This window comes from Promicromonospora sp. NPDC090134 (genome assembly GCF_044746965.1).
In the GTDB taxonomy this organism is placed as follows: domain Bacteria; phylum Actinomycetota; class Actinomycetes; order Actinomycetales; family Cellulomonadaceae; genus Promicromonospora.
In genome coordinates this window covers 100,482-113,426 of sequence record NZ_JBIVCZ010000015.1, presented here as the reverse complement: position 1 = coordinate 113,426, position 12,945 = coordinate 100,482, and the positions used below count along the sequence as shown (strand labels likewise).

Annotated in this window: 11 protein-coding genes and 2 pseudogenes; all 13 read right to left on the bottom strand. The window is 73.8% G+C overall.

Features of this window, described 5'->3' with window-relative positions; all coding sequences use genetic code 11:
- Positions 1–393 (bottom strand): annotated as a pseudogene (locus ACIPN7_RS28395) (hypothetical protein); the annotation flags it as partial.
- A gap of 89 nt (positions 394–482) precedes the next feature.
- Complete coding sequence (locus tag ACIPN7_RS28390; RefSeq protein WP_400550322.1) at positions 483–713, bottom strand: helix-turn-helix domain-containing protein; 231 nt, start codon at positions 711–713, stop codon at positions 483–485.
- Positions 713–1,111: pseudogene (locus ACIPN7_RS28385) on the bottom strand (DUF2975 domain-containing protein); the annotation flags it as partial. The gene ACIPN7_RS28390 and the pseudogene ACIPN7_RS28385, both read right to left, overlap by 1 nt.
- A gap of 30 nt (positions 1,112–1,141) precedes the next feature.
- The gene (locus tag ACIPN7_RS28380) at positions 1,142–1,963 is read right to left on the bottom strand and encodes an HpcH/HpaI aldolase/citrate lyase family protein (RefSeq protein WP_400550320.1); all 822 of its coding nucleotides are present in this window, start codon (positions 1,961–1,963) and stop codon (positions 1,142–1,144) included.
- Positions 1,960–3,168 (bottom strand): CaiB/BaiF CoA transferase family protein, encoded by a 1,209-nt coding sequence (locus ACIPN7_RS28375; RefSeq protein ID WP_400550318.1) that lies wholly within the window; start codon positions 3,166–3,168, stop codon positions 1,960–1,962. Before ACIPN7_RS28375 ends, ACIPN7_RS28380 begins: the two co-directional genes overlap by 4 nt.
- Entirely contained in the window at positions 3,165–5,171 is a 2,007-nt protein-coding gene (locus ACIPN7_RS28370) for a formylglycine-generating enzyme family protein (RefSeq protein ID WP_400550316.1), read from the bottom strand. The genes ACIPN7_RS28375 and ACIPN7_RS28370 overlap by 4 nt, the downstream gene beginning before the upstream one ends.
- Positions 5,099–6,097 (bottom strand): ribokinase, encoded by a 999-nt coding sequence (locus ACIPN7_RS28365; protein WP_400550314.1) that lies wholly within the window; start codon positions 6,095–6,097, stop codon positions 5,099–5,101. The genes ACIPN7_RS28370 and ACIPN7_RS28365 overlap by 73 nt, the downstream gene beginning before the upstream one ends.
- Positions 6,094–7,470 carry an ADP-ribosylglycohydrolase family protein gene (locus tag ACIPN7_RS28360; protein WP_400550312.1) on the bottom strand — a complete coding sequence of 459 codons (1,377 nt, stop codon included), beginning with the start codon at positions 7,468–7,470 and terminating at the stop codon, positions 6,094–6,096. The genes ACIPN7_RS28365 and ACIPN7_RS28360 overlap by 4 nt, the downstream gene beginning before the upstream one ends.
- Positions 7,467–8,636 (bottom strand): ADP-ribosylglycohydrolase family protein, encoded by a 1,170-nt coding sequence (locus tag ACIPN7_RS28355; protein ID WP_400550310.1) that lies wholly within the window; start codon positions 8,634–8,636, stop codon positions 7,467–7,469. Before ACIPN7_RS28355 ends, ACIPN7_RS28360 begins: the two co-directional genes overlap by 4 nt.
- 39 nt (positions 8,637–8,675) lie before the next feature.
- Positions 8,676–9,950, bottom strand: a complete 1,275-nt coding sequence (locus ACIPN7_RS28350; RefSeq protein WP_400550308.1) for an ABC transporter substrate-binding protein — start codon at positions 9,948–9,950, stop codon at positions 8,676–8,678.
- 47 nt (positions 9,951–9,997) lie between these two features.
- Positions 9,998–10,825: a carbohydrate ABC transporter permease gene (locus tag ACIPN7_RS28345; protein WP_400550306.1), complete on the bottom strand. Its 828-nt coding sequence runs from the start codon at positions 10,823–10,825 to the stop codon at positions 9,998–10,000.
- A 4-nt stretch (positions 10,826–10,829) separates the two neighbouring features.
- Positions 10,830–11,786 (bottom strand): carbohydrate ABC transporter permease, encoded by a 957-nt coding sequence (locus ACIPN7_RS28340; RefSeq protein WP_400550304.1) that lies wholly within the window; start codon positions 11,784–11,786, stop codon positions 10,830–10,832.
- Positions 11,783–12,814: a LacI family DNA-binding transcriptional regulator gene (locus ACIPN7_RS28335; RefSeq protein WP_400550302.1), complete on the bottom strand. Its 1,032-nt coding sequence runs from the start codon at positions 12,812–12,814 to the stop codon at positions 11,783–11,785. The genes ACIPN7_RS28340 and ACIPN7_RS28335 overlap by 4 nt, the downstream gene beginning before the upstream one ends.
- Between the last annotated feature and the right edge of the window lie 131 nt (positions 12,815–12,945).

Genomic DNA, 12,945 nt, shown 5'->3' with positions numbered 1-12,945 from the left:
CTCGGCCCGGATGCTCTGCACGGCCTCGTCGGCCCGTATCGTCTCGTCCAACACCACGGCCAACCGAGCCTGCGTCGCCGTGACCGCGTTCTTCAACGCCTCCAACTCACCGAGCAGATCCACCCACTCCGCCCGCACCCGCAGCGTGCCCTCACTCAGGCTCGCACCCACACCAGCAACGGCGCTCACGGCACTGTCGGTGGCCCCTGGCAGGCTCATGCCCGCCAGCGACTGCCGCATCTCCCGCACACGGGCAGCGTCGACCACCGCACCATCGCCGTACCCGCCGAGCACGCCAAGCGAGGCACCAGTGGGCGTCTCAAGCCCGGGCAGCACCAACCCGGCAAGCGACTCGTCGCCTGCCGAAGCTGGTACCACCACCGTCCGCGTCATGCCATCAACCTATGACACACGCGTTCGCACCGCTCGCCGAACTGACCCCGTCTGCCCACAGCAGAAAATCACCTCCGGACAACCCGCCATCAGCCCTCAGACGCCGCCGCGTCACCACCCGGCACGTACCGGATCAGGTCGCCCGGCTGGCAGTCGAGGGCCGCGCAGAGGGCCTCGAGCGTCGTGAACCGGACCGCCTTCGCGCGACCGTTCTTGAGGACCGCGAGATTCGCCGGGGTGATGCCGACCCGTTCGGCGAGCTCTCCCACCGACATCTTGCGGCGCGCGAGCATGACGTCGATGTCCACGACGATCGGCATCAGATCACCTCGTCGAGCTCGGCCCGCAACGCCGTCGCCTCACCCTTCCACCCGACGGCCTTGACGAGGAGGCCGCGCAGGACGACGACCAGAAGAGCGACCCCACCCGCCAGCACGGCGCACCCGATGAGCGCGAGCCCGATACCCGGCTGCATCCCGGATTCCAGGGTCCGCACCGTCAGCCAGCCCAGGAGGCCGAGCGCGAGCACGCAGGCGCCGACGGATGCCCGGATGACCAGGTCGACCCACCGGAACGCGTCGGGCGAGAACACCGCATCACGACGGACCAGGGTGAGCAGCCGCCAGATGCCGACGAGGACCACCTGGGCCGGCACCAGCACGGCGATCGACCAGACGAGAGTGGGCACCCGGAGGCGAGCGGACTCGGGATGGGACGACGCGACGCGGGCCGAGAGCTCCGGGAGCTCTCACCCCCGCCCACCCAGTTCCACCACCCACCGCGCCCGTTCCACCATCGCCACGTCGAGGAATGTCCCGTCCGCCAGGGCCACCGCCCCCACCCCCTCGAGAGCGGCGGCACCGACGCGGTCCAGCACCTCCCGCGCCGCCGCTGTCTCAAGAGCCGTGGGCAGGAACGCCGCCCGGATCGTGTCGAGCTGCCCCGGGTGGATCGCCGTCCGGCCGCTGAAGCCGAGCGACCGCCCCACCCGGCACGACGCCGCCAGCCCGTCCAGGTCCCGCACGTTCGTGAACGCCGACATCACCGGCGGCACCAGCCCCGCCGCCCGGGCCGCGACCACCACGCGGCTGCGCGCCCAGAGCAGCCCGTCCTCGCCGTCGACCCGCAGGTCGGAGCGCAGGTCCGCCTCCCCCAGGCCGATCGACCGCACCTGCGGCGACGCCGTCGTCAGCTCGAAGGCCCGCTCGACGCCGAGCGCCGTCTCGACCAGCAGGTGCAGCGCCCGGCCGGGCAGCGCGGCCGCGAGGTCCCGCACCTCCGCGGCGGACTCCACCTTGGGCACCCGGGCGCCGACGGCGATCGGCAGGGCGGCGAGCACGGCGACGTCGTCGGCGTGCCACGGGCTGCTGCGGTGGTTGATCCGCACCTGGACGAGCCGGTCCGGCAGGCCCACCAGCAGCCGGGCCGCGTTGTTCCGCGCCTCCGCCTTGTGCGACGGCGCGACCGCGTCCTCGAGGTCGACGAGCACCGCGTCGGCGTCCGAGGCGAGCGCCTTGGCCATCCGGTCGGGCCGGTCGGCCGGCACGTAGAGCAGGGTCAGCGGCGTCATACCGCCCCCTCCTCCCGCAGCTCCGCCACGCGCTCGGCGGAGAAGCCGAGCTCCCCCAGCACCTCGTCCGTGTCCGCGCCGTGGGGCCGGCCCGTGAACTGGATGACGCCGTCGTTCTCCGAGAGCCGGAACAGCGGCCCCTGCATGAGCATCGGCCCCAGCTCGGGGTCCTCGATCTCGTGGATGGTCCCGAGGGCCTGGAACTGGGGGTCGGCCACGATGTCCCGCGCGTCGTACACGGGGGCGACGGCGGCCTGGGCCTCCTCGAACGCCGCGATCACCTCGTCCCGCGTGCGCGCCGCGATCCAGCCGCCGACGGCGTCGTCGAGCTCGTCCGCGTGCCGCGCCCGGTCCACGCCGCGGGCGAACCAGGGCTCCTCCACCAGCTCGGGCCGCCCGACCAGCCGCACCACCCGCTCCGCGATCGACTGCGCCGATGTGGAGACGGCCACCCAGTGCCCGTCGCTGGTGCGGTAGGTGTTGCGCGGCGCGTTGTTGCTCGACCGGTTGCCGGTGCGCGCCTGCACGGTCCCGAGCTGGTCCCAGCGCGTGATCTGCGGCCCGAGCATCGCGAGGATCGGCTCGACGATCGCGGTGTCCACGACCTGCCCGCGCCCGGTCCGGTCGCGCGCCGAGAGCGCCGTCATGATCGCGAACGCGGTGGCGAGCGACGCGACGCCGTCGGCCAGGCCGAAGGGCGGCAGCGTGGGCGGACCGTCGGCCTCGCCGGTCATCGCCGCGAACCCGCTCATCGCCTCCGCGAGCGTGCCGAATCCCGGGCGCGTCCGGTACGGGCCGGTCTGGCCGAAGCCCGAGACCCGCGCGAGCACCAGCCGCGGGTTGCGCGCCGACAGCTCCTCGTAGCCCAGCCCCCAGCGTTCGAGCGTGCCGGGCCTGAAGTTCTCGATCACGACGTCGGCCCGCTCGGCCAGCGCGAGGAACACCTCGCGCCCACCAACCGAGCCCAGGTTCGCGGTGATGGTGCGCTTGTTGCGCCCCAGCGTCTTCCACCAGAGGTTGACGCCGTCTTTCGCGGCCCCGTGCGTGCGCGAGGGGTCCGGCTTCGCGGGATGCTCGACCTTCACGACGGAAGCACCCAGGTCACCCAGGTGCATCGCCGCCATCGGCCCCGCGAACAGCGTGGACGCGTCGACGACACGCAGGCCGGCCAGGGCGCCGCCGGCGGGATCACGCGACACGCTCATGCCGACACCTCCCACGCGCAACGGAACCCCACGGTGGCGCTCCGGGCGAGCCCGAGCCCCGGGAGCAGCAGCTTCACCGAGTAGTCGGGCGCGTGCCGCCCGCCCTCGACGTACCAGTCGGAGTCCGCGGCGCGGTAGTCGCTGCCGCCCTTGAGCATGACGAACCGGGTGCGGCCGTCGCTGTGCTCGCTCTCGGTCCAGCTCCAGACGCCGACGCCGGGCCGCTCCACCCCGAAGGACGCCGGACGGCGCTCCCCCGCGAGCTGCCACTCGTCCTCCGTGGGCAGCCGCCCGCCGCGCCAGGCGCAGTACGCACGGGCGTCGTCGAGGTCGACGTAGGTGACCGGCTCGTCCTCGGTGCCCGCGGCCGGGCTCCCGTCGGACCAGTGGGCCAGGAACCGGTGCGGCTCGGCGGGCGCGTAGCTCGTCGCGTCGAGGAACTCCGCGAACTGCGCGTTCGTCACCTCGGTCTCCGCGACCGCGACCGGCGTCGCGAGGACGCCGTCGCGCTGCAGCGTCCGCGCGTCGTGCAGGCGCGGCGGCAGCGGCTTCCACTCGTCCACGTACGGCGCACCCTGGTACATCCCGGTCTCCCGGGCGCGGTAGCGCACGGTGAGCACGTAGTCGCCCGCGGGGACGACGACGGCGTCCGGCTCGGGCGTGCCCGACGACGGAGCCGACCCGACGGACGTGTAGGTCACCGGAGCGACCTGTGCGTCTGACCCGCCGACGCGCCGCGCGATCCGGTGCGGGAACCCGGCGTCGGCGTCGTGCGGCATCCCGCGCAGGGCGTCCTGCAGGCCCGGCAGCCAGGCGGGCTCCTCGGCGTCGGGCGCGACGTGGAAGAGCGCGGCGATCCCGCGGGCCGGGACGACGGCGTCCGCCCCGTTCTCCAGCACCGGCCCCGCGTAGTCGGCCTCGCCCCGGTTCACCAGCGTCCACAGGGTCACGCCGTCCAGCTCCCACCGCGACGCGTACACGCCCGCGGCCTCCGCCTCCGGGGCCAGGGGCGCCAGCGGCGTCCACTCGCCGTCGAGCAGCAGGTCGCCGGCGGCCCGCTGGACCGTCACGAGGCGGCGCACGGTCGCGGCGTCCCGCCGGGACCAGCCGACCCACACCCCGAACACGACCTCCCACACCATCACGCCCACGCCGTTCAGCCACGCGGACTGGAGCTCCTCGGAGTGGTCGCGGTGCCAGCGCCGCACGTGGTGCTGCATGTGCCGACGCTCGTACCAGTGCGCGCGCAGCACGCCCGGCACCGGGGAGTCGGCGAAGAACTGCGCCCACGAGGACGAGTGGTCCTCGATGCGCTCGACCGGCAGCTTGGACTCGCCCTCCAGCACGATCCCGGGCCGCGCCGCCTCCAGGCGCGCGACCAGCTCGGGCTCGGCCTTCTTCAGGGTGTCCAGGAAGACGCCGTCCGCCCCGAGCTCGCGCACGACCGCGGCGAGCTCCGTGAGGTCGTCCGCCCCGCGCCGCGTGCCGACGTCCCACGGGTTGTAGTCGACGAAGACGTGCAGGCCTGCGTCGTGGAACGTCGCCACGAGCGACGCCAGCCCGGGCACGTCGCGGTAGAAGTCCCACTGGTTGCGGTCGTCCAGCCCGATCACCGGGTAGGCGTGCCACAGGACGACGGCGTCCAGGCCGCCGAACCGCTCCCGGGCGTCGGCGAGGAACCGCTCCGGCGTGAACCGACCCTCCTCGAACGAGTAGAGCAGCTCGTCCCACAGCCAGACCTGAGCCACCGTGCTGCACCGCGCCGCCCACGCGGCCTCGGGCCGCGCGTACGCGGCGCCGGTGTAGCCGTGCCGGGAGCAGGCGTCGGACCGCCAGGCCCGCAGCGTCTCGCGCCACGCCGGGCGGTCGGCCGGGTCGGCGGGCCCGGAGAAGATCTTGGCCTGGTCGAGCGCCTCGCTCGCCCCCGGGGTCAGCGCCCCGGCCACGACCTCGGTGGGCCGGTCGATCGGCCGCGGGACCAGGGGGTCGAACGTGTAGCGCATGATGCCTTTCCGAGTGTTTCTGCCAGCGCGACGACGGCGGCCGCGTCGGGCACGGCGTCCTGCGCTCCGGGCCGCGTGACGGCGAGCGCCCCGGCGGCGCCGGCCAGGCGGGCCGCCTGCAGCAGGCCCGGCACGGCCGGCCCTGAGCCGGCCAGCGCCGCGGCCAGGACGCCGCAGTACGTGTCACCCGCGCCGGTCGTGTCGACCGCCGCGACCTCGGCGGCCGGGACCACGGCGGGCGCCGCGCCGCGCCGGGCCACCAGGCTGCCCGCCGCGCCCAGGGTCACGACCACCGCGGGGACACGGGTCAGCAGGGCCGCCGCGAGGTCCTCGGGGGTCGCGCCGGAGCCCGGCCCCGCCAGGTCCGCCGCCTCGTGCTCGTTGACCACGAGCACGTCGAGCTGGTCCCACAGGGCGTCGGGCAGGTCCCGCGACGGCGCAGCGTTGAGCACGAACAGCGCGCCCTCGCGACGCTCCCGGGCGGCCGCGATCACGGTGTCGAGCGGGATCTCGAGCTGCGCCAGGACGACGTCGGCCGCGGCGATCCGCGCGGCCTGCGCCGCGCCGACCCGCACGTGCGAGTTGGCGCCGGGCGCCACGACGATGGCGTTCTCGCCGTCGGGTGAGACGGTGATCAGGGCGGTGCCGGTCGGGGCGTCGACCCGCTCGACGACGTCGGTGCGCACGCCCGCCCCGTCGAGCGAGGCGAGCAGCAGCTCGCCGGACTCGTCCTGGCCCAGCGCCCCCACGAACGTGGTGTCCGCTCCCCCGGCGCGCGCCGCGGCGACGGCCTGGTTGGCGCCCTTGCCGCCCGGCGTGCGGCGCAGGTCGCCGCCCAGGATGGTCTCGCCGCCGGCGGGGTGCCGGGGCACGTCCACCACCAGGTCGACGTTGGCCGACCCGACCACCACCACGTGCCCGGTCATGCGGCACCTCCGGCCGGCTCCACCAGCGCCACGGTACGCGCCGCGAGGTCGGCGATGCGCTGCTCCCCGCCCGGCAGGGAGGTCGCGATGCGCCCGTCCAGCGGCGCGGTCCACCGCTCGCCGATACCGTCGACACCGAGGAGAGCCCCCACGACCCCGCCCACGGTCGCCGCCGCCGAGTCCGTGTCCCAGCCCGCCGTGACGGCGATCGAGACGCTGGGCCCGAACGCGCCCCGGCCCGCGGACAGCGCGAACGCGATGACGGCCGCGTTGTTCAGGGTGTGCACCCAGTGCAGGTGCCCGTACTCGGCGTGGACACGGTCGAGCCCGGCGCGCACGCCCGCCTCGCTCCCGTCGTTGTCCCGGCCCAGGGACCGGCCGAGCGCCACGGCGGCGGCCAGCCCGCTCCCGGGCGGTACGACGGCGTCCGCGGCGTCGAGCACCTGGTCGACGTCGACGGCGACCATCGCGGCCGCGGCCAGCCCGGCCGCCCACATCGCCCCGTGGACGCCGTCGCCGGTGTGGCTGAGCCGGGCGTCGGCCCAGGCCAGCCGGGCCGCCCCGCGGACGTCGCCGGGCGAGACCCAGCCGAGCAGGTCGGTGCGGATGAGCGCGCCGATCCACTCGCGGAACGGGTTGTGGTGCGTGGCCGTCCCGGGCACCGGCACCGCGTCGAGGATGTTGCGGTACGCCGCGCGTTCAGCGGTGAAGGTGCGCCCGGCGGGCAGGTTGTCCAGCCAGAGCTGCGCCACGTCGTCGGTGGTGAACCCGCGGCCGTGCCGCTCCAGGAGCGCGAGGGCCAGGATCGGGTAGTTGAGGTCGTCGTCCTCCGGCATGCCGGAGATGTTCTCCTCCAGCGACGTCGGCGCCGACCGGCGGTTCCACGGCCAGCGCGCCGCGACGTCGTCGGGCAGGCCGACGGCGGTGAACCAGCCGTCCAGCGGCCACCGGCCGGTCGCGCGCAGGATCTCCTCGATCCCGGCCCGCGGGATCTTCTCGACGGGCTTGCCGAGCAGGCAGCCCGCTGCCCGGCCGGTCCAGGCGCCCTGGACGCGGGCGGCGTAGGCGGCGTCGCCGCCGGCCGGGCGACGGGGCAGCGCCGGGGCGGGCGGGAGCAGGGCCTCGACGTCGGCCCACGTGTCCGGGGCCGACGACGCCGACGGCCGGGCGTCGAGCTCGTCGAGCAGGGTCCGGGCCAGCGCCCGGAGGGCCGGGGTGGCGGGGACGGGCCCGGCGCCGCTCACGGCCGGCGTCGGGTCGCCGCCCGCCGCGACCCAGCGGTCGCGGACGTCGGCGACGTCCTTGCCCTCGGCCGCCGACTGCACGAGCTCGTGCGCCAGCAGGTCCTCGGGCTGGGCCCAGGTCAGCCTCACGCGGGCTCACCCGCCCCGACGGCGTCGAGCGACGTCAGGCGGGCCAGCGCCCGCTCGCGGTCGGCCCGCAGGATGTCGCCGGCGGCGTCCGCCATGAGCCGTCCGGTCTCCCGGACGTCCATCTTGCTGGCGGTCTCGATCTCGTCGAGCCACTCGGCGGGCACCACGCCGCTCCCGCCGAGCCCGGCGGCCACCGCGCCCGCCATGACGGCGATCGAGTCGGCGTCGCGCCCGTAGTTCACGGCGGCCAGCACGGAGCCGCGGTAGTCGCCGTGGTGCCCGAGCAGGAGACCGAGCGCCACCGGCAGCTCCTCGATCGACTTGGTCCGCGAGGGCCGGCGGGCGTCCATCGACATCTGCCGGTACTCCGCGCCCACGGAGTCGTACGGGGCCACGACCTCACGGACGAGGCGCGCGAGCTTGCGCTCCTCGTCGTCGGTCGTGGGCGGCTTCGGCCAGCCGGACACCGCGTCGACCACGGCCCGGAGCGCGTCCGCCGTCCCGTCGTGCGCCACGTCGAGCGCGGCGGCCACGACGTCGTCCAGCGTGGCGCCCGGGGCGACCGAGGCCGCGACCATCGCCGCGAAGACCCCGGCCGCCTCGCGGCCGTAGCTCGACTGGTGGGCGCCCGTGAGGTCGATCGCCTCGGCGTAGGCGGCGCGGGCGTCGCCCGCGTTCACCAGGCCGACCGGGGCCGCATACATCGCCGCCCCGCAGTTGACCACGTTGCCCACGCCCGCCTCGCGCGGGTCCACGTGCCCGTAGTGCAGCCGGGCGACCAGCCACTTCTCGGCGAGGAACACCCGCTGGAGCAGCAGCGCCGTCGACTCGAGCTCGGGGATCCACCGGGGCTCCCCGATCATCAGCGGCACCAGGTCCTCGGCCATCGCGTAGGCGTCGAGGTGCGCACGCCGCTTGGCGTACACCTCCACCAGCGCCCTGGTCATGAGGGTGTCGTCCGTGATGTGCCCGTCGCCCTTGTGGTACGGGGCGATGGGGCGCGCGTCGCGCCAGTTGGGGTACCAGGGCCCGACGATGCCGCGCACGCGGCCCCCGTGCCGCTCCTCGATCTGTTCCGGTGTCCAGCCCTCGGTCGCTCCACCGAGGGCGTCCCCCACTGCGGCACCGGTGATCACGGCCACCGACCGGTCCTCTAACCAGCTCACGGCTACGCTCCTTGTTCGTTCCTACGTCGCTTGCGTCAGTTACTGCGTGATCTCGTCCCAGCCGCTCGTGAGCTGGTCGGCGAGCTCCGTCTCGTCCGTCTCCTGCGCCAGGTAGCGCTGGTAGGCGGGCGTCGCCACGGTGTCCTTCCACTGGGCGTAGGAGTCGGCGAAGAGGTAGGGAGCGGCCGTGAAGTTCTGGCCGGAGGCCAGGATCGTGCTCCAGCCGTTCTCGTCACCCAGCTTCTCCGTCAGGGCCTCCTGGGCCGACGTCGTCGCCGGGATCAGGGCGTCCGCCTCGTTCAGCGCGGCGAGGTGCTCGGTCTGCGTGAAGAACTCGATGAACTCCGCCGACTCCTCGACGTGCTCGGAGTCGATGTTGACCGACAGCGTCTGGGGGTTGGCCGCCTGCTGCGGGCCCTCGGGGCCGGCCAGCGGGGGCAGCGCCACCCAGTCGAGGTCCTTCGGCGCGTCCTTGGCGATGTTCGCGGCCTGGTAGGAGCCCTGCACGGTCATCGCCGTCTGCCCGGCGTAGAAGGAGGCGATGGCCTCCGAACCCGACTGGGTCAGGGTCACCGGCAGGATCGACTCGTCGTCGTAGGCCATGGCGTGCACCAGCTCGGGCAGGGCCATCTCGCCCTCGCCGACGGTCAGGTCGGCGTCCTCGCCCGTGCCCTCGATGTACGTGCCGCCGAACCCGGGGGCCAGCGCCATGAACGCCGCCGTCGGGCTGGAGAGGCCCCAGCCGAGGCCGTAGACGTCGCCCTTCGTGGTCGCCCTGGCGATCTCGCGCAGCTCGTCCCAGGTCATGGTCTCGCCGGTCGGGATCTCCACCCCGGCGTCCTCCAGCAGCGCGCGGTTGGCGAACACCACGTACGACTGCAGCTCGGTCGGGTAGGCGATCACCTGGTCGTCGACGGTCACGGAGTCGAGCACACCCTCGGGGATGTCCGCGCGGCGCTCGTCCGACATGAGGTCGGTCAGGTCGGCGAGGTAGCCGTCGCGGGCGAACGACACGATGCTCGCCGCCTCGTAGTGGATGACGTCGGGCGCGGCGCCGCCGTTGAACTGGGTGATGAGCTTGTCGTAGACGCCGTCCCAGCCCGCCGGGACGATCTCGACCTGGACGTCGGGGTTGGCCGTGTTCCAGTCCTCGACGATCGACTCGGTCGCGGCGATGGCGGCCGGCTGGTCGGACAGGGCCTGGAACTTCAGCGTGACCGGGCCGTCGTCGGCGGCGTCCCCGCTGCCGCAGGCGGCGAGCAGGAGGGTGCTGGTCGTGAGGCATGCAGCGATGAACACTCCACGAGACTTCATGGGTCTGCCTTTCGGATAGGTGGTGCTGGTGTGGCCGTGGGGGCTGGTCATCCCTTGACCGCCCCGGCCATGAGGCCGCCGGTGAGCTTCTTCTGCATGATCGAGAAGAAGACGATGCTGGGTATCGCGGCGAGCACGGAGCCCGCCGCCAGGGGGCCGAGCGCGACCTTGCCCTCGCCGCCGATGAACGTCGACAGGGTGATCGGCAGGGTGTAGTTCTCGGGCGACTGGAGCAGCACGAGAGCGAAGAAGAACTCGTTCCAGGAGGAGACGAAGCTGAACATCGCCGTGGCGACGACGCCGGGGGCGAGCAGCGGGACGACGATCCGGCGCAGCACCACCAGGCGGCTGCCGCCGTCCATCGCCCCGGCCTCCTCGAGCTCCACGGGGATCGCGGCCACGTAGCCCTGCAGCATCCACAGCGCGAACGGCAGCGTGTACGTGGTGTGCACGAGCGTGAGCCCGACGAGGCTGTCCGTCAGACCGATCGTCCGCAGGATCAGGAACAGCGGCAGGATCACGAGGATCACCGGGAACACCTGGCTCACCAGGATCCAGCCGACGCCGGCCGTGCGGATCGCGCCCTTGAGCCGGGCCAGCACGTACGAGGCCGGCAGCGCGACGAGGATGACGAGCGCGGTCGACGCGAGCGCGACGATCGCGCTGTTGGCCGCGGAGTGCACCAGGCCCTGCCGGGCCAGGGCCTGCGAGTAGTTCTCCCAGTGCCACTCCTGCGGCAGCAGGTTCACGACCAGCGAGTTGAGCTCGCCGGACGACTTCACCGAGGCCGACAGCAGCCACAGCAGCGGGAAGCCCAGGAAGATGATGTAACAGGCCAGCGCCACGTACTGGGCGGGGCGGACGAGGACGCGCATCGGCTCAGCCCTTCTTCTCGGCGCGGTCGTCGCGGAACTGCGACCGCAGGTAGAGCGCGAGGAGGAGCACGACCACCACGACGAGCACCACGCCCATCGCGGCGGCGTAACCGATGTTCCGGTTCTTGAACGCCTCCAGGTAGGTGAACAGCATCGGCAGCATGGTGCGGCCGCCCGGCCCGCCCTCGGTCAGCACGTAGACCAGGGAGAACGAGTTGAAGTTCCAGATGAAGTTCAGCGACGTGATCGACGCGACGATCGGCCGCAGGCTCGGCAGCGTGACCGCCCAGAAGCGGCGCCAGGCCCCGGCGCCGTCCATCGCGGCGGCCTCGTGCAGCTCGGCCGGGATCTGCTGCAGCCCGGCGAGGAGCGTCACCGTGGTCTGGGGCATGCCCACCCAGACGCCGACGACGATGACGGCGGGCAGCGCGGTCGAGAAGTCCGCGAGCCAGTTGATGTCGTCCGGCAGGCCCAGCGAACCGAGGAACGCGTTGAGCGGCCCCGCGTTCGGCGAGTAGATCATCTTCCACATGATCGCCACGACCACGGGCGGCATCGCCCACGGGATCAGGGCCAGCACCCGCGTGAGCCCCTGGAGGCGCAGCCCCGAGTTGAGCAGCAGCGCGAGGCCCAGCGCGGCGACGAGCTGGAGCAGCGTCACCGAGACCGCCCACACCATGCCGATGCGGAACGAGTCCCAGAAGAACGAGTTGCCCGCGAGCCGCACGAAGTTGTCGACGCCGACGAACTGGTAGTCGGGGCGCCGCACGAGCTCGGCGTCCGTGAAAGCGAGCAGCACGCCCATGAGCAGCGGCGCGACGGAGAGCACGAGGATGGGCAGCAGCGACGGCATCACCAGCGCGGCGGCCTCGCGGCGCCGGGCGCGGTCCATGCCCGTGGGGCCGCGACGGCGCCCGGACCGGGGCGGCGACGGCGGCCGGGGCGAGGCGAGGACGGTCATCGAGCACTCTCTTCCTGGGCGGTGGACTCGCGCACGAACAGGCGCGGCCCGATGGCGATCTGCTGGGCGGGCTCGGCGACGTCGTCCACCCGGTCCAGGACGAGCCGGGCGGCGGCAGCCCCACGCTCCGCGGACCCGAGCGAGACGCTGGTCAGGCTCGGCTGGAAGACGCGGCCGATCTCCGTGTCGTCCATGCCGGTGACGGCGAGCGCGCCCGGTACCGAGAGCCCCAGCTCCCGGGCGGCGCGGACGACGCCGATGGCGAGCAGGTCGTTGGCCGCGACGACGGCGTCGAACGGCCCCGTCACGGGGGTGCGGGACAGCAGCCGGCGCGCGGCGGCGAGCCCGGCGGCGACGGTGAAGTCGTCCGCCCGCTCCGTCTCGGCGTGGTCCCCAGTGAACGCCGGGCCGCTCGTCGCGGCGTCGAACCCGCGCTGGCGGGCGGCGCCCGGGGTGGTGTCGAGCGGGCCGTTGACGAAGCCGATCCGGCGGCGGCCGATCTCCAGGAGGTGGGCGACGGCCTGGCCGAGGCCCGCGGCGGAGTCCGTGGAGACGGAGTCGATGCCCTGCTGCTCCAGTGAGCGGCCGATGACGACGACGGGGACCGGCGCCTCGCGGATCGCCTCGACGAGCGCGTCGTCCGTGCGCAGGGGGCTGACGATCAGGCCGTCGACGAACCCGCTGCCGAGGCTGCGGACCAGGTCGACCGTGGAGGCGACCGTGTGCCCCGTGGACATGACGACCACGCGGTACCCGTGCGGCGCGAGCACCTCGTGGATGGCGGTGAGCATCTCGACGTAGACGGGGTTGCCGATGTCGGCGACGGCGAACGCGACCTGGAAGGTCCGCTTCATGCGCAGCGACCGGCCGATCGCGTCCGGGCTGTAGCCGAGCTCGGCGGCGGCGGCGCGGACGCGGTCCACCATCTTCTGGCTCGCGCCCGTGCCGTGCAGCGCCCGCGAGGTCGACGCCAGCGACACCCCGGCGCGCTCGGCCACCTGGATGAGGGTGGCGCGTGATGACGACACTGTCACTCCACTTCGTCGTGAGGTCCTGCTGGGTTACCTGGCTCGCTTGGAAACGTTTCCAGTTCGCAGCCGCGATTCTGCTGGAAACGTTTCCGGCGATGGGCGTCAGTGTTGCACCGGCGCGGGCGGGG